This window comes from Agrobacterium sp. fls2-241-TYG-188a (assembly GCF_030209845.1).
Genome location: NZ_JARVRD010000006.1, coordinates 161,537 through 185,343, shown reverse-complemented (window position 1 = coordinate 185,343; position 23,807 = coordinate 161,537). Strand labels below are relative to the sequence as shown.

Below are 23,807 nucleotides of genomic sequence, written 5' to 3'. Positions count from 1 at the left end.
CAAAAAACAACCAGAGGAGAACTCATCATGTCGATAACATCCAATTCGAAAAAAGGTCTTTCGCGTCGCGGTCTTCTCAAGGCTGGCGCTGCAGCAACCGGTGCCGCCATCGGCTCTGGCCTGATTACAGGCTTCCCGACCATCTGGGCCCAGAACCCGATCACGCTGCGTCAGTTCGGCACCGGTGTTTCGAACCTCAATGCCATCGCTGAAAAATGTAAGGCCGACCTCGGCATCACGCTTGAAATGACGGCGACCGATTCCGACGCGGCTGCGCAACGCGCCGTCACCCAGCCAAACTCCTACGACATCGCAGACATCGAATACTGGATCTTGAAGAAGGTCTATCCGGCAGGCGTCATCCAGCCGATGGAAATCAAGAAGCTGAAATATTATGACAAGATCGTGCCGCTGTTCAAAACCGGCAAGCTGACACCCGACAGTGTCATCGCCCAGGGAACAGCGCCCCATACTGTCGGTTTCGTTGAAAAGCAGGGCGACAAGAAATTCGCCAAGGGCGAGACCGATTATTTCACCATGGTCCCGACCATCTACAATGCCGATACGCTCGGCATCCGGCCTGACCTGGTTGGCCGCGAGATCAGCAGCTGGGCCGATATCATGGACCCGAAGTTCAAGGGCAAGGCGTCCATCCTCAATATTCCTTCGATTGGCATCATGGATGCAGCCATGATCATGGAAGCGATGGGCAACATCAAATATGCCGACAAGGGCAACATGACCAAGGAAGAGATCGACAAGACGATCGACTTCCTCATCAAGGCCAAGAAGGACGGCCAGTTCCGCGCCTTCTGGAAAAGCTTCGACGAGAGCGTCAACCTCATGGCATCTGGCGAAGTCGTCATCCAGTCCATGTGGTCGCCCGCCGTGGCTGCCGTGCGCTCCAAGGGCATTGCCTGCAAATACCAGCCGCTCAAGGAAGGCTACCGCTCATGGGGCGGCGGTCTGGGTCTTGCCAAGCATCTCTCGGGCGCAAAGCTCGATGCGGCCTATGAATACATCAACTGGTACACGTCCGGCTGGGTCGGCGCCTATCTCAACCGCCAGGGCTACTACTCCGCCGCCATGGACACCGCAAAGGAACACATGACTGCGGATGAATGGGGCTATTGGGTCGAGGGCAAGGCCGCTCAGGGCGACATCATCGCACCAGACGGCAAGGTCATGGAAAAGGCCGGCGCAGTCCGCGACGGCGGCTCCTTCCAGGAGCGCATGGGCAAGGTGGCGTGCTGGAACTCCGTGATGGACGAAGACCGCTACATGGTTCGCCGCTGGAACGAGTTCATCGCCGCCTGAGCCTGAGCCTGAACATCAAACCTTAAGCGACCGCCAGCTGAAAGCTGGCGGCGCTGCCCCCTTAGCCACGAAAGGCCTCATCATGGTGACCGTGCGATTGATCGGCGTCAGCGACAAGACGGACAAGAAAAGCCGCAGCTTTGCACTGCCGGAAAAGCTGGTCGCCTATCTGCAGGCAGCACCGCTGGCCGTCATACTCGGCTTCTTCCTCGCCCTGCCGATCCTCATGATCGCCACTGTCAGCTTCTGGGACTACGACTTCGCCCAGATGTATCCGGGCTTCGTCACCTTCAACTACACCGAAACTCTCGGCTCCTGGGTGACCTGGCAGACATACCTCAACACCCTGAAATTCGCGGCGATCGTCTGGGCAATCACCCTGTTTTGCGGCTTCTGGGTCGCCTATTTCCTGACATTCCACATCAGAACCACCACCATGCAGATGGTGCTCTTTCTGATCTGCACCGTGCCCTTTCTGACCTCCAACATCATCAGAATGATATCCTGGATACCGGTTCTGGGTCGAAACGGGCTGGTCAACAGCGCGCTTGTCGGCACGGGCATCGTTCCGGCTCCGGTGGAATGGCTGCTCTATTCCGATTTTGCCGTCGTGCTTGCGATGGTTCATCTCTACACGCTGTTCATGGTAACCCCGATCTTCAATACGTTGATGCGCATCGACAAGTCGCTGGTGGAAGCCGCGCGGGATGCCGGCGCCACAAGCTGGCAGATCCTTTGGAATGTCATCATTCCCCTGGCAAAGCCCGGAATGGCCATCGGTACGATTTTCGTCGTCACACTGGTCATGGCCGATTTCTCAACGGTTCAGGTCATGTCCGGTGGCCAGAGCGCTTCGGTTGCGCTGATGATGAAGAACCAGATGTCGCTGCTGCAATATCCCGCAGCCGCTGCCAATGCCGTCATCCTGCTCGCCCTCGTGCTGCTGATGGTGGCTGGAATTCTACGCGTCGTCGATATCAGGAAGGAGCTCTAGGATGTATTCGGAAAAACGCGGTCGCGAATTCTATGTGCTTTCCTTCTTCTTTGCGCTCTTCGTGCTGTTTTTATACGGCCCGCTCTCGGCCATTCTGATACTGGCCTTTCAGGGACCGAATGGCGGGCTGACCTTTCCGCTGAATGGCATCTCGCTGCACTGGTTCAGAAACCTCTTCGAGCAACAGGCGGTTGGCGATTTTGGCGGATCGTTCCGGCGTTCGCTGTTTCTGGGCGTTATGGTGATGGTCTCGACCGTGCTTGTCTCGCTTCTTGCGGGTCTCGCATTTCGCCGAAAATTCGTTGGCGCGACATCGCTGTTCTATCTCTCCGTCGCCAGTCTCGTGGTTCCCTCCATCATCATCTCGCTGGGCATCGGCGTCCTCTTTCAGCAATTGCGGCTTGAACCGTCCTGGTACAGCTCCGCCTTCGGCGCGCACATGACATGGACATTGCCTTTCGGGGTGTTGATCATGCTTGCCGTCTTCAACCGGTTCTCTCCATCCTATGAAGAGGCCGCACGCGATCTTGGCGCGACACCCTGGCAGACATTTACTAATGTCGTTTTACCCATGATTGCGCCAAGCCTCATCGGCATCGGTCTTTTCGGCTTTACGCTGTCCTATGACGAGTTTGCGCGCACGCTGATGACATCAGGCACCTACAACACCCTGCCGCTCGAAATCTACGGGATGACGACCAACGTAACGACGCCGGTTCTCTACGCGCTGGGAGCGGTCACCACATTTTTCTCGTTTCTGGTGATTGCGGCCACCCTCGGCCTCATCGTTTACCTGAACCGACGCCAACTGAAAGCCTGAACACAGCATCATGCGCATTCTCATCGTCAATCCCAACACCACCGCATCCATGACCGCAACGATTGCATCTGCTGCAAGCGGAGTGGCTGCACGCGAAACGGAAATCGTCGCCGTCACATCGCAGATGGGGCCTGTCTCAATAGAGGGTTACTACGACGAGGTGTTTGCCGTGCCGGGCCTGTTGGTGGAAATCGCCAAGGGGGAAAAGGCAGGCGCGGACGGCGCCATCATTGCCTGTTTTGACGATACGGGGCTGGATGCGGCAAGAGCGCTTGCGACCATTCCAGTGATCGGCATCTGCGAAGCGGCGGTTGCCACCGCCTCCTTCATCGCCCAGCGGTTCGCCATCGTGACCACTATGGAACGGTCCCGCCTGCCTATCGAACATCTCGTTCATCGCTACGGAATGAGCAGCCGCGCGACCGTTCGCGCTGCCAATATTCCGGTCCTGTCGCTTGAAGACCCCATGTCTGACGCGCTTGAAAAATTGCGCCGGGAGATCGACGCCGCCGTCAGCAAGAATGGCGCAGAGGCCATCATTCTGGGTTGCGCAGGCATGGCAGACCTTGCATCACGCCTTTCCGAAGAGTTCGGCGTGCCCGTCATCGATGGGGTGAGTGCTGCGGTCAAACACGTGGAAGGGCTGGTTACACTGGGTCTGAAAACAGCCAAACAGGGCGCCTATGCCGCGCCGCTGCACAAACCATACGGCGGAATGCTGAGTATGTTTTCACCCACGGAAATCAGCGACCACTGAGGCGTAAGCAATGCAGACATGGGTACGCCTTCACGCCACAGCAGCGCCATAATTCATTCAGCAGCCGTTCAGCCACATATCGCTAATTCTTAACCATCAGATAATCACTGGCACGCAGTTGCCGCTTTGATGGAAAACGAACATGGCCTCTTTTGCAGCAAAAACGCTTCTGGCTCTTGCAGTGTCTGCAACCGTCATCGCTCCCTTGAACTCCGCATCCGCCGGTGACTGGCGCCGTCATGACCGTGACGCTGCGCTTCTGGGCGGCGTGCTGGGTCTTGCAGCCGGTGTGGCTGTCGGTTCCGCACTGGCCCAGCCCCGCTACTCGGAAGAGCGCGTCTACGACGAACCGCCGGTACGCCGCTATCCCGCCTATCAGCCGAGCTACACCTACAGCGAACCCGACGACAACTACTATTACCGCCAGGCACCGCGCCCGGTTTACAGAGCCCAGCCGGTTTACGATACCCGCCCGGCCTACCAGCCGCGTCGGACCTATCGCACCATCGAGCCATGGACATCCACATGGTATGACTACTGCTCGCAGCGCTATGGCAGCTTCAACCCACGTACCGGCACGTATCTCGGTTACGATGGCCAGAACCACTTCTGCGTCGCAGGCTGACCGTTCCGATAGACAAAGACGCCGCGTTGCCTATGCGCCCTTCTGGACATAGTCGGCGCGGCTGATGTTATGGCGCTGCAGCTTGTCATAGAATGTCTTGCGAGCAATGCCGAGAGCGGCAATCGTTTCAGCAACATCGCCGTCGCACTTCTCTAAAGCTTCCCTGATAATGGAGGCCTCCTCGCGGTCCAGTCTTTCAGACAGCGTGCCTGATGCTGCGTCACGCGATGCCGCTGGGGCGGCCGGTTGAGCCGTGGCTTCCAGCCCCAGAACCACCCGTTCTGCAAAATGGCCCAGTTCCCGGACATTTCCCGGCCAGTCATGGTCATTAAGATGCCGCGACATGGCGGCAGTGATTGCCGGAACCGGCATTCCGAAACGATCCGAAGCTTTCTTCGCAAAATGGGAGAACAGCAACGGTATATCGGCTCGACGCTCCCGAAGTGGCGGAATCGACAAGGTGACGACGTTTAGCCGATAATAGAGGTCATCTCGAAAATCGCCCCTTTGCTGCGCGTCACCAAGGTCCACCTTGGCTGCGGCGACGACACGAATATCGACTGGCCTCTCCTCATTGGAGCCGACAGGTGAGACCTGCCGCATTTCCAGCACGCGCAGCATGCGCACCTGCACGCCTGGCGGCATACTTTCGATTTCGTCCAGAAACAACGTACCGCCACTGGAGTGTTCGATCCGACCGATCCGCTTCTTCTGCGCACCGGTAAACGCGCCCGCTTCGTGGCCGAACAATTCGCTCTCGATGACCGTTTCCGGAAGCGCGCCGCAATTCAGCGCAACAAAATTACCCTTCGAGCGTCGTTTGCTCCATTTGTGGAGCGCTGTGGCAACCACTTCCTTGCCGCTTCCCGTTTCACCGGCCACCAGCACATCGACATCCGTATCTGCGATATGGCGCAGCGTATTACGAAGCCGTTCCATTGCCGGCGTCTGGCCTATCAACGGCAGATCGTCTTCTGCCTGATGCGCGGCCTGCCTCAATGCCCGGTTTTCCATGATCAGCCGACGCTTTTCCAACGCTCTGCGTGCGCTTTCCACCATCCGTTCGGCGGGAAACGGCTTGGAAATGAAATCATACGCGCCATTGTGGAGAGCAGCGACCGCCATGGGCACATCGCCATGGCCTGTAATGAGGATGACCGGGAGGTCCGGATCGATCTGCCGCACGCGATCAAAGAATTGCAGGCCGTCCATGCCGGGCATTCGGACATCCGTTATGACGACACCATCGAAATCTTCAGACAGCGCTTCCAAAGCCTGCTCGGCCTTCGGGTATGGCACAACCGCTATGCCTGCCAGTTCGAGCGTCTGGCGCATGGCCTTGCGCAACTGAGAATCGTCATCGACCAGATATACCGTACCGCCCATCGTCATCTTACGCCCGCTTCAAATAAACAGAAAAACACGTGCCGGTCTCACCGGTCTCGACGTCGATCCGGCCTCCATAATCCGAGGCAATGTCTCGGGAGATGACAAGACCGAGGCCCAACCCTCCCTCCTTTGAGGTATTGAAAGGGGAAAACAGCTGCTCGCGTATGTCCGACGAAATGCCGGGGCCGTTGTCCGCTATAACAAGGGCAATCTCATCGCCAGCCTCATCGACCCGCACAGCCACCCTTCCATCCGGCTTGTCCTCAATCGCTTCAAGCGCGTTCTGCAGGAGATTGATGACGATCTGCTCCAGCCGGATCCGGCTTCCGAGCACCATGAGACCATCTTGAGGAAGGGTAATTTCCAGTGCTTCCAGACGACCGGCAAAGCGACTGCGCAGCAGAACCACCGCACCCTCCATGACGAGACGCATACTGACGGGCTCTGCAGCGGTGCGTCCTTTTCGCGCCAGTATCTTGAGATCGCTGGTTATGACGCCGATGCGCTCCGTCAGCGAAGCAATGCTTTCAAGGTTTTCATCGACTTCCTGGGCGCGGTCACGTTTGAGAAAGACGCGTGCGTTATCGGCAAAGGCACGGATGGTCGCCACAGGCTGATTGATTTCATGCGCGACACCGGCTGCCACCTGCCCCAAAATCGAAAGGCGATTGGCTTTCACCAGCTCGTGCTGGACGCTTTGCAGCTCCTTGGCGGTCTGTTCGTGGCCGATAATTTCAGATTGCAGCCGGTCTCGCGCCATTGTCAGATCGATTGTCCGCTCCTGCACGCGTCTTTCCAGCTCGGCACGATCACGTTCATCCGCCGCACGCTGCTCGGCTCCTTTTTGCCTGCGACGCAACCAGATGGCCGATATCGCAAGAAGAGGCATGAGGCTCGCCGCTGCTATGATGCGATTTTCCCGGATCGCGGCATTCATGGTAGCGGCCACCGGTTGAAGATAATGCAGCGACCACTGCGTTGTCGGCACGGGAAGTTCCAGACGCAGGAACTCTCCCTTGAGTGAAGACGGCGCGTTGACCGTGACCATAGCGACCTGCGGCCCGGGCGTCGAAACCGTCGTCACAGGCATGAGAGAAAGCTTTTCGTCGCCGAATTGCAGACTTTCAGCGATCTTACTTCGCTGCGCTTCATTGATCGGCGCTACCGTCTTGAACCGCCATTCCGGAATGCTCGTCATCAGGACAACACCGTTATCATCAACGATGTAGACCGGGCGACCGCCAATATTCCAGTCTGTCTCAAGCCGGTTGAATTCCACTTTGGCAATGACGACGCCAAGCGGCTTGCCATCTGTGCCATCGACACGCCGCGAGATATAAAGGCCGGGTCTACGGCTGACATTGCCGAGCGCATAGTGCTCTGCCCTGCCCGTTTCCAAGGCGCGTTTGAAATAATCTCGAAACGCATAGTTGGAGCCGACGAAGCTTTCCGGCGTGCGCCAGTTGCTCGACGCAATCGTTACGCCATCGATATTGGCGACATAGATGACCGAAGCCTGCGTGCCTTCAATCAGCCCCTCAAGCTTCTGGTCAAGCCGCTCGACCGACGCGCCGCCATTCTCCAGCGCATCGGTGATGTCCCGATCCCGAGACAGGACCAATGGCAGAACCCTGGGACGCTCAAGCGCAACATTGAGAAGCGCGGATTTCAGCTGGCCATCGGTACTTGCCGTCACCAGCAGCGTTCTCATCGCCTGAATTCGGCCGAGCTTGTCTGCGGCGAGAAACGCACCGAGCGCGATTATCACCCACATCATCACGAACGCGACCCAACGCGACCGCGCATTCTCGAAGTTTTTTGCCATGCGCACCACATCCAATGCTGATTATATTGTGCGGATTTCCACACAAACAGCAAGAAAAAACGAGCGGCAAACCACACATGATCGTTTCTCACGACACACACGCAGAAAATATTCGAGCATTTTCATAGGGTTGCAGAATGTGACGGATCTTGGCACGCCTCTTGCAAAAAGACTGGCAGACGGTCGCAGGGCCGTGAACCAAGGACGGCGGACCCGGGAGGCCAATACGGCAGGGTTGTGACCGAGGAGGAACCAACATGATTGACAGCACCCCCGTGGCAACCAGCCACGTCAAATTGCCATTTTACCGGCACCTGTATTTTCAAGTTATCGTCGCCATTCTGGCCGGTATTGCACTCGGGCATTTCTATCCGGCTCTCGGCGAGCAGCTGAAACCGCTTGGCGACGGCTTCATTCGCCTGGTCAAGATGATCATCGCGCCCGTCATCTTCCTTACTGTCGCTACCGGCATTGCCGGCATGAACGACATGAAGAAGGTAGGGCGTGTTGCCGGCAAGGCAATGATCTACTTCCTGACATTCTCGACCCTCGCACTGATCGTCGGCATGATCGTCGCCAATGTCATCCAGCCGGGCGCTGGCATGAACATCGACCCCGCGACGCTCGACGGCAAGGCGGTTGCGACCTATGCCGCCAAGGCGCATGAGCAGAGCATCACCGGCTTCCTGATGAACATCATCCCGACGACGATTGTCGGAGCCTTCGCGGAGGGTGATATTCTACAGGTCCTGTTCTTCTCGGTTCTGTTCGGTATTTCGCTGGGCATCGTCGGAGATCGCGGCAAGCCGGTCGTCGATTTGATGCACGCGCTGATGTATCCGATCTTCAAGCTGGTCGCGATCCTGATGAAAGCCGCACCGATCGGCGCTTTCGGAGCCATGGCTTTCACCATCGGCAAATACGGCATCTCGTCAGTCACCAACCTCGCGATGCTGATCGGCACTTTCTACCTGACCTCGCTGATCTTCGTGCTGGTCGTTCTGGGCGCGGTTTGCCGCTATAACGGCTTCTCGATCCTGGCGCTGATCCGCTACATCAAGGAAGAGCTTCTGCTCGTTCTGGGCACATCGTCTTCGGAAGCCGCACTGCCGGGCCTCATGAGCAAGATGGAAAAGGCGGGCTGCAAACGCTCTGTCGTTGGCCTCGTTATCCCCACAGGCTATTCCTTCAACCTCGACGGCACCAACATCTACATGACGCTTGCCGCCCTGTTCATTGCACAGGCAACGGGGATCCATCTGTCCTTCGGTGAGCAGGTTCTGCTGCTTCTCGTCGCGATGCTCAGCTCCAAGGGTGCCGCCGGTATCACGGGCGCAGGCTTCATTACGCTTGCCGCCACGCTCTCTGTCGTTCCATCCGTTCCCGTGGCCGGTATGGCGCTGATCCTCGGCATCGACCGCTTTATGTCGGAATGCCGTGCGCTTACCAACTTCGTTGGCAATGCGGTTGCGACAATCGTCGTTGCCCGTTGGGAAGGCGAACTTGACGAGGCGCAGTTGGCCCTCGTCCTGAGCGGCGAAGATGTGCCAAGCATCGGCGAAGTCAAAACTGCTTCTGCAGCGCAGCCTGCCGAATAGCACAATTGTCCAGATGAATGCGCGGCCCGCCCGAATTTTCGGCGCGGGCCGTTTGCGTTTCTAGCTCTAATTGATGACCCTACCTAACCAGAAGGGTATATTTGAAGAAGGATATTTCCGCCTAGAATGAAGCCTCCCAAAGGGCAGTCAATCGTATTGGGAGGGGGCCATGCATATCGACGTCATCAACACCCGCGCGGGCTTTGACGCGCTGCGGGACAACTGGGACCAGGTGTTCATGGCGGACCCGCATGCCCAGCACTTCCTGTCCTTCACCTGGTTGAAGGCCTATCTCTGGCGGCGAGGTCGATGGTTCATTCTTGCGCTGAGAGAGAAAGCCGAGGGCTCTGCCTATGTCGCGTTCTTTCCGCTTCGAGTGATTACCCAGCAGGACAAGAAGACTGGCCGCTTCTTCGATGAGATCATCATGGCTGGCAATTTTGCTGCCGACTATACCGGGTTCATCACGCTGCCGGCGTATGAGCATCACGCGGTGGCCGGGTTTTGCGCCTTTCTCAAGCAGCAAAGCTGGACGCATTTGAAGCTGGAATATATGTGCGGCCCCCTTTCCCGGCGCGACGCGATGATAAGGGCGCTCCAGGGACCGCAGGTCATGTTTCGTGACAGCACGCCGAAGAGCCTGAACGATATCAACAATTGCGTCTGCCCGGTGGTGACACTGCCCGCGAGTTTCGATGAGTATCTGGAAACCAGCATGAGCAGCCAGACGCGGCAGAAGTTGCGGCGGTTTCTGCGAAAGGTGGAGGGTGACCCGAGCTACCGCATATCCTTTGCTACGCATGAAACGATCGGGCGTGACATGGATATTCTCTTTAAGTTCTGGCGCGCAAAATGGGCTCCCTACAAAGGAAAGGACCGTGCCGAGAAGATCATCGTTTCAACCCGTGACATGCTGATGGACTGTTTCAGGGATGGGACGCTGGAAGTACCCGTCCTCTGGTACGAAGACAGACCGCTTGGCGCACTTGCAAACATCATCGACAAAAGCAAAGGCGTGGTGCTTTTCTATATCACTGGCCGGGACGAGACATGGACGACACCATCGCCCGGCCTTGTCCTGCATGGCTTCTGCATCCGCCGCGCAATCGAAATGGGCTTTCGCGAGTACGACTTCCTTCGCGGGAACGAGCCCTACAAATACATGTTCGGGCCGTGGGAAAGACCCATCAGCTGCACCCAGTTCAGAACCCGCTCCGGCGAGAACCTCAACGGCAGGCTCCATCCGTTCAGCATCCGCTTTGTCTATGAACAGGCGTTGAAGTTCTACAAGGCCGGTGAAAAGGCAAAGTCGGAAGTGGCCTTCCGGCAGGTTTTGGAAACGGTGCCCGACCACCGGGGCGCGGAATTTGGTCTTGCCAATCTTCTCTTCGAAAAGGGAGAGTTTCACGAAGCGGAAGTATCCTATCTCGCCATCAGCAGGGCAGTCGAAGACCCCGTCCCCGCGTTGCTGCGCCTGGGAGAAACGCGCCTTGCCCAAAAGGATTTTCCAGGCGCTATCAGGGCGTTTCAGGATGTCACGAGCCGCGCACCGTTTCACCACGAGGCGCTTTACAAATGTGGCATTGCGCTTGTTGCAGCGGGGCGGAGAAACGAAGCTACAGCGATTTTCGAGAAGCTGCAGAACTTTCATTCTGACGACGCTGCCAATATGAACTATGCCGAGAAAGCAAAATCAGCGCTTTCACGTCTCCGGGCTTTCGTCGCCCCACCCTCAATCCTCGTGGGATCCGTTGTTCTTGCGGGGACCGACAGCGACCAGCCTCGACACTGGCATCCGCCGAGGGTTTTGCACTGACGGCTTGACAGGGCATCAGGCCGTTCTTCAACCGCCTTGCGGCCCCTTGCTTGGACGAGCATCCCGCGCCGCGGCAAGTCCACGCACCGCGTCCCTGTGACCGGTTGAGGCTGGCCCTTCGAACACTTGAACAGCTTCGGCATAACGTTTCAGGTTCAGATAGGCATAGCCGCGAATGACCATCAAGTCGTTACGCTCTGTCGCAAAGCGCGCGCGCTGGTCCAAAAGGATCAAAGCTTTTTCATACTGGCCGTTATTATATGCGGCCAAAGCGCGGTCCGTCAGGATCGCGATCTGAAGTTCTGTCGCCTTTGTCTTGTCCATGCCGGATTTTGTAGCGGAGACGGCTGCGTTGTCGGTCAGCCCCATCCGCAGATAGGCAAGGCTCTGTCCATAGGCCGCATCGCTTCGCACAGTGGATTGCCCGCCAGCAAGAGCAGCGCCGAACGCCTTGAGCGCCTCCGCGGGCCGGTTGGCATCCATGAGGCACCAGCCCTGTTGCAACGCCTGTTGCGGGGGAAGTCCATCCGGATTGAAGGTCGCGCCACATCTGCTCGTCTTGCGAGAGGCCTGGTTCTGCGCCACGACGCGACCTTGGCGGCCAACGGACTGGCTGGAACTTTGCTGGTAAACGACATTTGTCGGCGCTGTCGTCATCGTTTGCTGTGCCACTTGCACCGGGGCTGGCTGGCCGGTGGCAACACGCTGGGCGGGGTCGGGCTGAGCCATCCCAACCATGCGAATTCGTTCCGACTGCGCACCCCACTGCTGCTGAAGCCTGCGCACCTCCGCAACATTGTTCAGTTCCTGATAGGACAATGCCAGACCATAGGCCGAAGCTTCATCATCCGTCTTCCAGTTCAGCGCCGTGGAAAACCACTGGACGGCCATTTGCGGCTGCAGGAATGCTCGCGAATACCAGCCAAATTCCTGCGCCGTGGCTGCGTCTTTCTGCGAGACTGTTTCCTCGGCGATCCGTTTAAGGACCTCCGGCTCAAGGGCCAAAGGTGGCTCGAGCGCAAGGAGATTGGCCGTCGCGGCAAGATAGGTCTTGCGGGCATCGTCGGACGACTGACGCCACTCGTACATTACTTCTTCGGCCTCGCGGGGTTCGCCGCGAGCGATCAGGGCGAGCGCCAGGCCTTGAGATGCAGAAGCAGAGTCTTCAGCGCTGCGGGCTTGCCGAAACCATTTCTCGGCATCCTGGTTCTTTTCGCGGCGCAGATTGTACCAACCCAGCAAGAGAGCGTCGCTTGCAAGCTTGTTCGTCTCGGCCGCCCTCTCAAGACGCAGAAGATATGCGGGTGGCACCGTCACATCCTTGTCTTCGCCAGCGGCCGCTACGAACTGGCGTGCAAGGTCGTCCTTCACCGGCTCGAATTCGAGCTGTCCGTCGGCACCCGCCTTTTCCTTGGAGAGCAGGTCGTCCATCATATCGAGCGGCAGCAAGGCAGATGCTTTCTGGACCGTTGCAAGGCGTTCGCTTGCGCCGTCGCAATTGCTCAATATGTAGTTATAGGCGTCGCGGGCACGCTCCGGCTTGTCCGTACGTGCAAAGGCTTCCGCGACACGCCAGAGAACATCGACCTCGCCGCAGGTCAGCAATCCAGGATTACCGGCTGCCGTTTCAACGACTGCATTATATTGCTTGAGGTCGGAAGAATTGACGAGCTTTTGCCTGGCTTCTGCAAGCGTCAGCATATCGGTGAGGTTTGCTGGCGGTTGCCAACTGGCATCGGCGGCCTGGCGGTCTGCGATGGCCTTCCGGACTTCGGAATAGCGGCCGTTGGCATAAAGTTGCCACATGGTTTCCAGCTGCGGATCACCCTGCTCAGGAACAGCAAGCGGATCTGCTGGTGGCGTCCACTGCGGGTAAAGGGCCTTCAGACGAGCGATTTCCGCTTCAAGCCGTGCTTTATCTCCCTGCGCGGCGAAGTAGCGCAACGCGCTTTCATCGACGGTGGCAGGCGTCGCTGGCGTAGCCGCGGCAGGAGCCTGCGGTGGCGTCTGGCGTCGTGCCTGCGCCAATATGGCGTCCTGATCCGCATTCACAGCGGGAATTGTCACGGGCGGCGCGGGGATCGGGGCCTGCGTCTGCGCAACACGCACCGGCGGCGGCATACGGTTCGCTGCAGGCAGAGAACCGCCATCGTTGACCGAGAGAAGAGAGCCACCTTCACCAGGCGCTATGGACCCGGTCGTGTGGATGCGTGAAACCCTGCCCAAAAGCTCGTCGCGGAACTGGTAGGCCGTGACACCGAAAAGTGCCAAGAGAGCGGCTGATATGTAAAGCGGCTTTCCGATCACAAGCACTCCTGATGCGTCTGAGTCGCGAATGACAAACCCAACAGATGCAACGTAGATGGATAATAAAGTGTTGACGAAAAGCGGCGAACATCGTCTGGCAAAGGTGTTTTCTTAACCAAACACGCCAAAAGTGCCGGAATGATCCGATATCCGGGATCCGAAAGGACATCTTTCGTGGCGCCTGTACGCAAATCAAAGGTTGCCATATTGCCCCCGTCAATCACGATACCGGTAGCCAACCTGTCCAGAAGCTTCTCATCACCCAAGCCCGCACGAACCAGATAAAGCGGGATACGGATGGAATTATATCCGAACTCCTGCGGAAATCCGTCCGCTGGCCGCGGTTTTGTCTTGACTGACACCCAATCGGCAGGAAGCTTTCTGGGGCCGAAGGAATAGGCGGCAATCTGGGCCAATCCATCCTTCGACAACGCTTCCCAAAGCGGTGACGGAGCGATCTCGTTCAAGACCGGAAAGGCTTCGAAAACAAAATAGGAAGGGTTTACGACGGGTCCGTCGGGGCGATCAGCTTCGCCAAATCCAACGGTTCCGGGCAGCAAGAGGGTTCTCCCTCCCCGCTTCACCACCGCAGTCGACACGATGGTTTGGGCCATGGTTTGCGCCGTCTGTTGGTAATCTGCCCTGCCCCACTGCTTCGATGCCAGCGCCAAGGCATAAGCGATGAGGATATCGCCATCGGTGGCATTATTGACATCGGAAATATGTGGGTCGGTCTGCGGATCCCATTTCCATGCGGCAAGCCCGTCGTCACGAACGAGCAACTCCGTCTTGGTGAACGACCAGATCAGTTCAAAATCGGCAGGATTATCTGCAAGGACGGCAAGCCACATGCCATATCCCTGGCCTTCGCTGTGGCTGATATTGTTATTGGCGGTGTCAACGATACGGCCCGTCGGGTCCAGAAATGCAGCCTTGTAAGCAGACCAGTCAGCCTGGTTGATCGACGCTGCCCTGGCGCCGAATGCAGAGAACATCATTGCCAACATCACCAGAGATTTGAGCGCGAGGCTGAAGGTTTTTTTCATTTCCGTCGCCCCATGCCGCGCAACATCAGGAAGGTGACAAAGCCAAGCAACGTCAAAAAGCCGACGAAAACAAGGGAATAAGACAGCGTATTCGTCGAAAGCCAGTTGGCTGCAATCAGACGCCAGTTCGAGAAGCTGAAGGACCGCGTGACGATGAAGCTTGGCTGTTGCGCCGCGACCGTTTCAACCTTGTCGGCGCTGGCATCATAGGTCGCAACGCGTCCCGCAAGCGCATTCCACCTCCCTTGTTCGGCCATGGCCGCCATTCCCGTGCGCAAATCTGCCGAGGTGGGTGCGGTTGCAATCGTCCATACGCCTTCGCCGCCGGGGCTCATTCCCTGGGCCAGCATGAATGATACATTGGCAGGAGGTGTATAGACCTGCTCGGCACCGGGCAAAAACCGCAGCGTATCGGAGGTGATGTCAAAGTTCCGCTTCATCCATTCCTCGAAGGACGACACCTGCCCCTGCCACACACCGTTGTCCACGCGCTCGCGCCACTGGTCGAAAAGCTGATCCGTCTGGGCTGGCTGCACCGCCCCGTCGCTCTCTTTCCAGGCAACCTGGCTTGCAGGTGCAAGATTGAGCTGGGTGACCAGCGCCTGCGGCATCTGCGCAAGGGTTCCGAAGAAAAGCGCGTTACGCTCACCCACTGCCGCAGGCGTTGCGACAAGCTCGACCGTAACGGGATGCCCGCCCGCAATTGCCAGACGCCCCAGAAGTGTTGCGGCTGCAGACATCGTATCGGCATCGACGCGCTCAAGCCAGACCGCAACCGGCTGCCCCCCTACGCGGTAAGGCTGGCCGACACCATTTGTCGCGGCTAGATCAGGCGCTCGGCCAATCAACGCATAATTTGGAATGTGCAGTTCAGTGGTATCGAACAGCGCAAAGCGGGGTGTCTGACTGGCAGGCGCCCCTGGGAGGCAGGCGGCATCCGCCTCCGTCATCAGGACGGCCTCAATCGCAATCGTGTTTACACCCGGCACGAAGTGGCGAAGCGTAACGTTGATCGGCAGATGGCGGAAAATGCCGCCGCCCCTGTTCGATACAGGCACGGTCGAGGCAATATTGCCGTTGACATAGACGTCGATATGGCTGCCGGGCAGAACGTCATTGGCATAGGCTGCATCCAGCAGCAACGTGGCTTCGCCATAGGCCGCCGCATAAAAATCCGCAGGCGCGCCGACCGTAAAATCCGTACGAAAGCGTCTGCCGGAGAACTCCGTGCTTTTTACCCCAAGTGCCGAAAGCGACAGTCGGCGGTCCGACATGACGAGCGGCGCATCGGGCGTGTGCCACGTCTTCGTTGACAAGGTTGCCCGAGAGGCCCCAGCCGGACGCTCCACGGATGATGTCAACTGGTCAATAGCCACTTCCATGGCTTGTGGTGTAGGTCCGCTGACAATGAGTGCGGATACCCCGTTGACGATATTGTTCTCGAAACCCGCATAGGGACCGGCAAGTGCTTCCGGCGGAACCGCCTGTGTGGCGGCCGCAATCTCACGCGAGGTGCCAGCAATGACCGTCAGCGTTCCCGGCTGCCGCTCCGTTGGCAGGCGCGTATCGAAGCTTATCTTCTGATTTGGCATTTGTGTGCGCAATGCCAGGGCTTGCGCGAGCTTCAGCAACGGTTGCGCAGAAATGGGGTTCGTCAGGCCGGGTGCAACAATGTTGATGGCGGTTAGACCAGACTGGTCCGCACCCGTGGCCTGAATGTCGTCTATGGTGCTGAACCGGCTTCCGACATCGGCGTTGAATTCGATGTAGGTGCTGGCGGGATTAACCTCGGTCCACAGATCATAGGTAGACTGAACCGTGCAGTCCGTTCGGTGCCGTTGCTCCACCCCGAAGGAAATCAGATTAGCGCCCGCCTGCAAGGCTCCCGGCGGAATGGCCATGGATGCTCGCCCCTCGGCATCCGGCGAAGAAACGCTTTTGGGCTCAAGCGGAACGTTGTTGATCGACACCTGCAGGTTTGAGCTTTCAGGCGCGACAACGATGGCATTCTGATAGCCGATGTTGAGCGAAACGGCTGATCTTGCCTGTTCCGATGTCAGATACAGCGTCCACTGCCGTTGATCCGTCTCTCCGGCAAGGCTCAGATCACGGTATGGCAGGATGTAGCGACGACGATCATCATCACTGGGCGTAGCACGCGGCGTAACCGCACTCGATTGTGGAACTGGTGCCGGGGCGGTGACCGCAGGCGCCGGAACAGGCGCCGCAGGAATTGGGGCCGCAGGAATTGGGGCCGCAGGAACTGGTGCCGCAGGAGGAACCCGCCCGATGGGTGGCTGTACAGGTTGGGCAGGCGCAGGCGGGGCGACGACTGGCGGGCGCGCGGGCGTTGCGTTCGGCTTTTCCGGCGACATGTCGAACGGGGCGGACTGCGCAAATACCAGCGTTGAAATGGAGGCCAGAAAAGCCGTGAGAAGCAGCGGTTTCCTCATGGGCGTGCCGTTCCGACAACCGGTTTCGTTTGGCGCTGAGGTTTAAGCGACCGGAAGAAGTAAAACAGACCCCGCTGTGTCTGGTAGATGGCGATGGCCATGAAGGTCACCGTACCCTTGATCAAACCGGGGTTCTTTCTGCGCACGCGCTGAATTTCACTCCACTGTTCGGAGTTGGCGAAGATGAGGTCGGCAATCAGGCGATGGTCCACGGCCTGTTTGGGTGAGAAGGTACTGCCGACTGACGTGAAGCCATCTTTCTTGACCGAGCGCACAATGTTGATGGACATGGTTTCAGGCACGCCCTCACTGTGCGGCTTCACGCGGATGGTCGCTGTGGTGTCCTTTCCGACAGGGGCAAGGCCGGGTTCGAAAATGTTGATGAGCATACCATGCACGGACACATTCTCGACCGTGGCAGGCAACCACGCGTCGCTATCGCCTATCTTCAATTCGCACCGCCGCTTGACCGTCACGCGCCGCGAGGCAGACTTCTCTCCGCGTTCTGACACCACGCCAAGGGCACAGCCCGCAAAGATGATGTTGAGCAGGTTCCACCCACCAACCACAAGCGTAACGTCTGCCTTGTAGGGCTCTGCATATATTCGATAGATCGCGAAAATCATCGCGATGATGAGCGTGCCGAAAATGACGAAAAAGGGCCGACTGATTTCCGACAGGCGCGCCTCGCTGATCGACTCATCCTTTGCCGTAACCTTGAAGGTTGGTTTGGATGGATTGAATATGACGGAGACGACGGCGGGAAGAAGATGGACCGTCTGGACATATTCATAGAGCTCGGAAATCCATGGCCACCTGAAACTGCCATAGAGAAAGTTCTGCATCATCAGGTTAACCAGCATGTAGGCAGCAGTGTAGGCGAGGAATTCTCCGCCCGATGCCACGAAAATCTGGAGATCGAAGAAGAGGTAGAACAGAGGCGCGAAAAGAAAGATCGTGCGCGGGAACGGAAACAGCCAGAACAGCGTCGATGACATATAGCAAAGCCGCTGTGTAAAGGAGAGCCCGCGACGGAAAAGCGGCTGGCGGAAGATCAGGATCTGCATCATCCCTTGCGCCCAGCGGCTGCGCTGACCGATAAAGCTGGCGAAGGTGGCCGGCTGAAGACCGGCAATCAACGGCTTGTCGACATAGAGGCTGTGCCAGCCGCGCGAATGCAGGGCCAGCGCCGTTTCGCAATCCTCTGTGATGCTGACGCCGCTGAAACCATCGGTTTCCTTCAACGCGCTTCGACGCAGGACCGCAGCAGAGCCGCAGAAGAACGCACCATTCCACTTGTCCAGACCACGCTGGATGATGCCGTAGAACATCTCGTTCTCGCTGGGCATCGTTTCGAATGTTCGCAGATTGCGCTCGATCGGGTCTGGATTGAGGAAGAAATGCGGGGTCTGGACCAGAAACAGTCGCTCATCCTCATCGAAATAGCCAACGGTTTCGAGCAGGAAGTCGCGCGCCGGGGCATGGTCCGCATCAAAGACGGTAACGAGTTCACCGGTGGAGTGCTCAAGCCCGTTGTTGAGATTGCCCGCCTTGGCATGAACATTGCGCTCTCGGGTCAGGTAGTTGACGCCCAGATCTGCGCATAGCTTCTTCAATTCTTCGTGGCGCTTTGTTGCGGCCTGCGCTTCCGGTACGCTTACGGCGTTCCGTTTCTGAACGGTGCCGCCGTCATCCAGCAGCCAGACGGTGAATTTGTCCGCGGGATAATCGATGTTCTTTGCTGCGGCCAGTGTGTTGGCCAAGAGGATCGCATCCTCATTGTAGGTCGGAACGAAAATATCAACCGTCGGGGTGTATTCCGGCGAACCCGGTCTGGTCTTTCTCGAGGGAAGCGGCATGGAGACGATGACGAGACTGAGCGCCAGCATGAGCACGCTATACATCTCGGCAAGGTAAAGCAGAAACCCGGGAATGAAGTTTTCGGGCTGGTTGATGGGCGGCAGGGTGCTCGTCGTTCGCCAGTAAACATAGCGCAGAACGATGGCGGTTCCAAAGCCCAGACCGATCAGCCGCCACGCGCCTTTTCCGTTTAGCGATTTGATGGTGGCAAGCAGTGCAAGCGAGATTGCCGTGGCGATGAGATGGGTCTGCAGGCTGACCGGCAGGGTTACGATGACCAGAACGCAGACTGAGACAAGCATCCAGACAATGACGGTGATGACCTTGCTCATCTGCAAACCCTCGCTTTCAAATGAGATGGAGGCGCATCGCCCCGAAATGATTCATCGCAACGTTCCGGCCATGAGCCGCCAGACTGATCCAAAGACGTAACGCACAGAACGCTAGTTGCATCTTTGCGAACCTTCTGCCGAAGACATGCAATCCGGTGATGGAATGACCACTCGTGTCGTTTGCGCTTTTGCTCCGGACGCGGGCACGTCTGCCGGGCGCGGCAGCGTGGGCGCCGCTCCAGATGGTGCCGGAATAATGACGCGTGCCGGTGCGGGACTTACCACCGTTGCGGGCTGCTGCGGCGGCGCTTGCGGCGGAGCCTGCATCACATTCGTACGAACAGCGGGACGACGAACCGGGGCAGCCGTTTGCCCTGACGGGGTCTGCGTGCCTGGCTGCATCGGAAATTCCGTTGCGCTCACCGGATAGATCGGGTCGCCGGATCTGCCCATTCCCTCGGGCGGCTTTTGTGCCGTACCATAGGGGTTCCAGTTCTCCGCATCGTAGCTGCCGGTGATTGTGTAATTATACATGACCGCCAGCAAATCCCGGACAGTGACACCTGACTGGCACAGCCTGAGCGAAACATTGATCCGGCCAAGGTTCTTGAAGCCCTGCCGCATGTCTTCCGGCGAGCGGATATACTGCCAGGCATAAATACAGCTGTCGTCCCCCGCACCTCTTCCCGAGGCGTAGGAGAATGCGCCATAGGCATTCTGCAGATACTCGGCAGAGGTGGAAACGGGTAGGCCCGGAAAGGCAGATCTTATTTCACGCGAGATGGAAGATGCCCGCAGGCTGCCGCTGGAAAGGCCATCCTTGCCAGTATCTTCTGCACGTTGCGGGCCGAACATTTCGATCTTGAAATAATTCTGTCCGGGCGTGCGGGCATCCGAGCGCAGGATGACATCTTGCTGGACGGCATTCGAGTAGGTGCGGCTGATGACGCTGATGATTTCCGGTCCACCGGGTGGCGGAAAGATCAACGCCTCCTCGGGTGCCAGCATCTTCGGCGCGCCTGAAGGCCTTATGCCGCCTGGATTATTGCAACCCACGAGCACAACGCCGATACACGGAAATAGCACAAAAGCGGCGTTCTTAACCACCGCGGCACTCACCACTTTACCATATTTGGTAAGGTCGTGCGCGCAACGAATCAAATATGACCAGACCATGGCTATGAAATACGTGACGATGCCGATTTAGCAATATCATATTTCGCTCACATATTATCGACTTCTCGGCAATCTCGACGGGAACAGATCAATCTGCCACTTGGATGGAACTTTACAAGAGAAAGACAATTGGCATTGCGACGGTGTTAATGAAACGTCTTTAGAAAGCTGAACGACAAAGGATGAACATGGCGGATCAACCAATGAGCGTAACGGGCAAACTTTCTGATGAAGTCAAGACGCTGCGCCGGTGGCTCGATGAAGATGCCTTGCCGATGTGGTGGGATGTCGGTGCTGCCAAGCCGGACGGCGGCTTCTTCGAGCGCATCGGCCAGGACGCCAAGCCTATGACGGGCGACAACAGGCGCTCCCGCGTGCAGCCAAGACAGGCATATTGCTATGCAGCAGCAGGGCAAAAAGGTTGGAACGGCGATTGGAAAAGAGCCGTCAACCACGGTCTGACATGGTTTGACAGCGTTTACCGCCTGGAAAACGGCCTGTACGGCAACCTCGCCGATGCCTCAGGCAATCTAATCGATCCTAGCTTTGATTTTTATAATCAGGCTTTTGCGCTGTTTGCCACCGCGCAAACGGCGCTAGTTTTCCCAGAACGGCGCGACGAAGTGCTCGCGAAGGCCCGTTCGATACTTGCCATCCTGCAGCGGGATTACGCACACCCCGTTATCGGCTTCGAGGAAGCCAACCCGCCTCGCGAACCTCTCTGCTCTAACCCTCACATGCATTTCTTCGAGGCGATGCTGGCGTGGGAAAAGGTGGATCCGCAAGGGCCCTGGCATGGTCTGACCGACGACATCGCCCATCTTGCGATGAGCAAGTTCATCGATGCCCAGTCCGGCGGACTGCGCGAGTTCTTTGACCACGACTGGAACCCGATGCCGGGAGACAAGGGCCGCATCATGGAGCCCGGCCATCAGTTCGAATGGGCGTGGCTGCTAACCCGCTGGGGAGATCTGCGCAAGAACGAAGACGCGATAACCAAGGCGAAGCGACTTTTTGAGATTGGAGAAAAATACGGCATTTGCCCGCAGCGCAAGGTCGCAATCATGAGCCTCTATGACGACTTCAGCGTCCATGATGCTCTGGCGCGTCTTTGGCCGCAAACAGAGTGGCTGAAGGCGGCAGTGCGACTGGCCTCCGTAACCCACGGAGAAGCGCGGTACGCCTATCTCGGCTCGGCCGTCCGGGCGATCGGTGCGCTTCAGCCATTCCTGGACACACCCGTGCCAGGCCTCTGGTTCGACAAATGGCCCGCAGATGCGCCCATGATCGACGAGCCCGCCCCTGCCAGCACTTTCTACCACATCGTCTGCGCGATCTACGAGGCGGAAGATGTGTTGAAGGAGAGTTTGACGTAAGAGATTGGGCACGTTTTCCTGGTGAACTCACAACTGCCAATGGACTCCCCGGCGAACGCCGGGGTAGTCGTTTTAAAGGGTGGCAGGGTAGATGTTACCCTTCCAGCCAGCGTACCTGTTCAGCCGTCAATCTTATATCGAGTGCCGAAAGGCTGTCTTCCAATTCGCCGATCGTGCGCGGGCCAATAAGCGGAATGACCGGGAATGGCTGCGCGATGACATAGGCGAGCGCTATGTGGATCGGGCTGCGTCCAAGCTCCTTTGCGAGCTGGATCGCCTTGTCCCGCCGCTCGAAGTTACGGTCGGAGTACCACACACGGACAAGCTCTTCATCGTCGCGCCTGTCGCGACCCGCCCGATCGGTAAAGAAGCCACGGCCCTGGCTGGACCAGGCAAAATTCGGGATCTGCCGCTCCTGCTGCCATGTTTTCCAACCATCATCGGATGCAGCGACACATCCGGCCCAGATCGGGTCGAGCATTTCAGCCAGCGAGAAATTGTTGGACAGTGCTGCGGGGGCTTCCTTGCCGTTTGCCTTGGCGTAGGCTGCAGCTTCGTCCATACGCTCGCGGGTCCAGTTGGAACCGCCAAAAATGCCCCTGATGCGTCCGCGTTTCACCTCGGCGTCCATGGCATCCACGAACTCGCCAACGGGTACATCCGTGTTGTCCCGGTGCATGAAGTAGACATCGACATAGTCCGTTTTCAGTCGCTGTAACGACTGATCCAGCTGTTTGGAGATCATGTCCGGATAGCAAAGTGGCGAATGCGCGCCCTTGCCGATCAGGACGATGTCCTCACGGGGAACATTGCGGCTGGTATGCCAGTCTCCGAAAATGCTTTCGGTCTTGCCGCCGCCATAGACATAGGCGGTATCAAACAGATTTCCGCCGGCCTCGTAGAAGGCATCCAGCGTCAGGGAAGCTGATGCAAAATTGGGAAAGAACTCAAAGCCCAACGCCACGACCGAAGCCTGCTTGGACAGCCCCGGAATGGTGCGCATCGGCACGCCGTTGCCAGCGACGACAGTTGAGCCGACGATGTTTGAAACCCGTTTGGCAGAGGTTTCAACGCCGTATTCCAGCCCGACCGAGGCACGCCACTGGTCCATAACGCGCAGGTTGCCCAGACTGTCGGCCCAGCTCATGCCGGGATAGGAAAACTCCGACCTGCCCGCGAGAATGGCCTCGCCTGCAGCATCGACTTCGAAGGCATAGAGCCAACCGTCTTCCCGCACCTCAACCGTCTGGCGGTCATCGCCCTTGATGATTTCGATTTTGCCAACCCCGCCTTTGTGACCGGAGGCAAACCAGAAGTTTTCGACTTCGATCCGTCCCTGGGAACCGATGATGCGCAGGACATTGTCCTGCTGCGCCATGATGGAGCACGACACTTCGGCCACGATTCCATTTGGAAACTTCAGCACGGCAGATCCCCATTCATCCACGCCGGACTGCCCCAGCTGCGCAACACCAGCCACTTTTTCCGGCTCCAGAACGGGCTTGTCCGCCACGGCACCCGCAATCAGGCGCGCCATGGAGACGGGATAGCCGCCAACATCGAGAATGCCACCGCCTGCTGCATCATTGGCAAATAGCCTGTGCTCCGGCTTGAAGCCTCCCATGTTGAAGCCAAAGCTCGTGCGGATAATTCTGACGTCGCCGATGACACCGCTTTTTACCAGTTCGATGATCTTTGCCGTCTGCGGATGAAGACGGTACATATAGGCTTCACCGGCAAAGACCCCGGCCTTTTTCGCCTCGTGAAAAATAGCATCCGCATCATAGGCAGACAGCGCTATCGGCTTTTCAACCAGCACATGCTTGCCCGCGCGAACAGCCTTGATGGCCCATTCCGCGTGGCCCGTATGGGGCGTTGCGATATAGATGGCATCGATCTCGGCATCGCTCAACAGAGCATCATAGCCGTTGACGATCCGCGCCCCCGGAAAGGCCTCGGCAAGACCCGGCTTTTCAGGGTTTCGAGTGGCAATGGCTACAAGCTTCCCCGTTTTGGAGTGGGCAACGCCATCTGCGAAAGTGCGTGCGATTGTTCCGGGCCCGATGATGCCCCACCGGATATGTTTAACGTCAGTCATGAAATCCTCATTCCTTGT

At 57.9% G+C, this 23,807-nt stretch carries 16 protein-coding genes; 8 read left to right on the top strand and 8 right to left on the bottom strand.

The genetic code is table 11. The features are described 5' to 3' along the window. Positions 1–27 precede the first annotated feature (27 nt). The 5 genes from QRN85_RS18625 (at position 28) to QRN85_RS18605 (ending at position 4,513) form a co-directional block, all read left to right on the top strand. On the top strand, positions 28–1,317 hold the full coding sequence (locus QRN85_RS18625; protein ID WP_062586010.1) for an ABC transporter substrate-binding protein: 1,290 nt from the start codon (positions 28–30) through the stop codon (positions 1,315–1,317). A gap of 82 nt (positions 1,318–1,399) precedes the next feature. Then, positions 1,400–2,311 carry an ABC transporter permease gene (locus tag QRN85_RS18620; RefSeq protein WP_062586012.1) on the top strand — a complete coding sequence of 304 codons (912 nt, stop codon included), beginning with the start codon at positions 1,400–1,402 and terminating at the stop codon, positions 2,309–2,311. A gap of 1 nt (position 2,312) precedes the next feature. After that, the gene (locus QRN85_RS18615; protein ID WP_284759722.1) at positions 2,313–3,131 is read left to right on the top strand and encodes an ABC transporter permease; all 819 of its coding nucleotides are present in this window, start codon (positions 2,313–2,315) and stop codon (positions 3,129–3,131) included. A 10-nt stretch (positions 3,132–3,141) separates the two neighbouring features. Next, positions 3,142–3,888 (top strand): aspartate/glutamate racemase family protein, encoded by a 747-nt coding sequence (locus QRN85_RS18610; protein WP_284759721.1) that lies wholly within the window; start codon positions 3,142–3,144, stop codon positions 3,886–3,888. A 142-nt stretch (positions 3,889–4,030) separates the two neighbouring features. After that, positions 4,031–4,513 (top strand): BA14K family protein, encoded by a 483-nt coding sequence (locus tag QRN85_RS18605; RefSeq protein WP_062586018.1) that lies wholly within the window; start codon positions 4,031–4,033, stop codon positions 4,511–4,513. A 30-nt stretch (positions 4,514–4,543) separates the two neighbouring features. Here the strand turns inward: QRN85_RS18605 and QRN85_RS18600 are convergent, their stop codons facing one another. Both QRN85_RS18600 and QRN85_RS18595 read right to left on the bottom strand, forming a co-directional pair. Further along, positions 4,544–5,905, bottom strand: coding sequence for a sigma-54-dependent transcriptional regulator (locus QRN85_RS18600; protein WP_284759720.1), 1,362 nt, complete (start codon positions 5,903–5,905; stop codon positions 4,544–4,546). Position 5,906: 1 nt separating this feature from the next. Further along, on the bottom strand, positions 5,907–7,727 hold the full coding sequence (locus tag QRN85_RS18595; RefSeq protein WP_284759719.1) for a sensor histidine kinase: 1,821 nt from the start codon (positions 7,725–7,727) through the stop codon (positions 5,907–5,909). A gap of 257 nt (positions 7,728–7,984) precedes the next feature. Here QRN85_RS18595 and QRN85_RS18590 point away from each other — a divergent pair, with 257 nt between their 5' ends. Together QRN85_RS18590 and QRN85_RS18585 are read left to right on the top strand one after the other, a co-directional pair. Further along, positions 7,985–9,325 (top strand): dicarboxylate/amino acid:cation symporter, encoded by a 1,341-nt coding sequence (locus tag QRN85_RS18590; protein ID WP_284759718.1) that lies wholly within the window; start codon positions 7,985–7,987, stop codon positions 9,323–9,325. Between the two features lie 169 nt (positions 9,326–9,494). After that, positions 9,495–11,141: a GNAT family N-acetyltransferase gene (locus QRN85_RS18585; RefSeq protein ID WP_284759717.1), complete on the top strand. Its 1,647-nt coding sequence runs from the start codon at positions 9,495–9,497 to the stop codon at positions 11,139–11,141. Positions 11,142–11,168: 27 nt separating this feature from the next. On the opposite strand, the gene QRN85_RS18580 is transcribed toward QRN85_RS18585, so the two are convergent. From QRN85_RS18580 to bcsN, 5 genes are all read right to left on the bottom strand, one after another. Continuing rightward, complete coding sequence (locus tag QRN85_RS18580) at positions 11,169–13,445, bottom strand: tetratricopeptide repeat protein (protein WP_284759754.1); 2,277 nt, start codon at positions 13,443–13,445, stop codon at positions 11,169–11,171. Continuing rightward, entirely contained in the window at positions 13,445–14,494 is a 1,050-nt protein-coding gene (locus QRN85_RS18575) for a family 8 glycosyl hydrolase (RefSeq protein ID WP_284759716.1), read from the bottom strand. Before QRN85_RS18575 ends, QRN85_RS18580 begins: the two co-directional genes overlap by 1 nt. After that, complete coding sequence (locus QRN85_RS18570) at positions 14,491–16,947, bottom strand: cellulose biosynthesis cyclic di-GMP-binding regulatory protein BcsB (protein WP_284759715.1); 2,457 nt, start codon at positions 16,945–16,947, stop codon at positions 14,491–14,493. Before QRN85_RS18570 ends, QRN85_RS18575 begins: the two co-directional genes overlap by 4 nt. Then, entirely contained in the window at positions 16,944–19,139 is a 2,196-nt protein-coding gene (gene bcsA / locus QRN85_RS18565; RefSeq protein WP_284759714.1) for a UDP-forming cellulose synthase catalytic subunit, read from the bottom strand. The genes QRN85_RS18570 and bcsA overlap by 4 nt, the downstream gene beginning before the upstream one ends. 111 nt (positions 19,140–19,250) lie before the next feature. Then, the gene (gene bcsN / locus QRN85_RS18560) at positions 19,251–20,147 is read right to left on the bottom strand and encodes a cellulose biosynthesis protein BcsN (RefSeq protein ID WP_284759713.1); all 897 of its coding nucleotides are present in this window, start codon (positions 20,145–20,147) and stop codon (positions 19,251–19,253) included. 371 nt (positions 20,148–20,518) lie between these two features. Between bcsN and QRN85_RS18555 the strand changes: the two genes are divergently transcribed. Then, positions 20,519–21,691 (top strand): AGE family epimerase/isomerase, encoded by a 1,173-nt coding sequence (locus tag QRN85_RS18555; RefSeq protein ID WP_284759712.1) that lies wholly within the window; start codon positions 20,519–20,521, stop codon positions 21,689–21,691. 94 nt (positions 21,692–21,785) lie between these two features. Here QRN85_RS18555 and QRN85_RS18550 read toward each other — a convergent pair whose 3' ends face one another. Next, a complete protein-coding gene (locus QRN85_RS18550) occupies positions 21,786–23,789 on the bottom strand; it encodes an aldo/keto reductase (RefSeq protein ID WP_284759711.1) in 2,004 nt (667 codons plus the stop codon). Between the last annotated feature and the right edge of the window lie 18 nt (positions 23,790–23,807).

Excerpts from the sequence above, each read along its gene's own strand:
- QRN85_RS18625 (WP_062586010.1), top strand. The coding sequence starts at position 28 with ATGTCGATAACATCCAATTCGAAAAAAGGTCTTTCGCGTCGCGGTCTT.
- QRN85_RS18620 (WP_062586012.1), top strand. The coding sequence starts at position 1,400 with ATGGTGACCGTGCGATTGATCGGCGTCAGCGACAAGACGGACAAGAAA.
- QRN85_RS18615 (WP_284759722.1), top strand. The coding sequence starts at position 2,313 with ATGTATTCGGAAAAACGCGGTCGCGAATTCTATGTGCTTTCCTTCTTC.
- QRN85_RS18610 (WP_284759721.1), top strand. The coding sequence starts at position 3,142 with ATGCGCATTCTCATCGTCAATCCCAACACCACCGCATCCATGACCGCA.
- QRN85_RS18605 (WP_062586018.1), top strand. The coding sequence starts at position 4,031 with ATGGCCTCTTTTGCAGCAAAAACGCTTCTGGCTCTTGCAGTGTCTGCA.
- QRN85_RS18600 (WP_284759720.1), bottom strand. The coding sequence starts at position 5,905 with ATGACGATGGGCGGTACGGTATATCTGGTCGATGACGATTCTCAGTTG.
- QRN85_RS18595 (WP_284759719.1), bottom strand. The coding sequence starts at position 7,727 with ATGGCAAAAAACTTCGAGAATGCGCGGTCGCGTTGGGTCGCGTTCGTG.
- QRN85_RS18590 (WP_284759718.1), top strand. The coding sequence starts at position 7,985 with ATGATTGACAGCACCCCCGTGGCAACCAGCCACGTCAAATTGCCATTT.
- QRN85_RS18585 (WP_284759717.1), top strand. The coding sequence starts at position 9,495 with ATGCATATCGACGTCATCAACACCCGCGCGGGCTTTGACGCGCTGCGG.
- QRN85_RS18575 (WP_284759716.1), bottom strand. The coding sequence starts at position 14,494 with ATGAAAAAAACCTTCAGCCTCGCGCTCAAATCTCTGGTGATGTTGGCA.
- QRN85_RS18570 (WP_284759715.1), bottom strand. The coding sequence starts at position 16,947 with ATGAGGAAACCGCTGCTTCTCACGGCTTTTCTGGCCTCCATTTCAACG.
- bcsA (WP_284759714.1), bottom strand. The coding sequence starts at position 19,139 with ATGAGCAAGGTCATCACCGTCATTGTCTGGATGCTTGTCTCAGTCTGC.
- bcsN (WP_284759713.1), bottom strand. The coding sequence starts at position 20,147 with ATGCTGGCACCCGAGGAGGCGTTGATCTTTCCGCCACCCGGTGGACCG.
- QRN85_RS18555 (WP_284759712.1), top strand. The coding sequence starts at position 20,519 with ATGAGCGTAACGGGCAAACTTTCTGATGAAGTCAAGACGCTGCGCCGG.
- QRN85_RS18550 (WP_284759711.1), bottom strand. The coding sequence starts at position 23,789 with ATGACTGACGTTAAACATATCCGGTGGGGCATCATCGGGCCCGGAACA.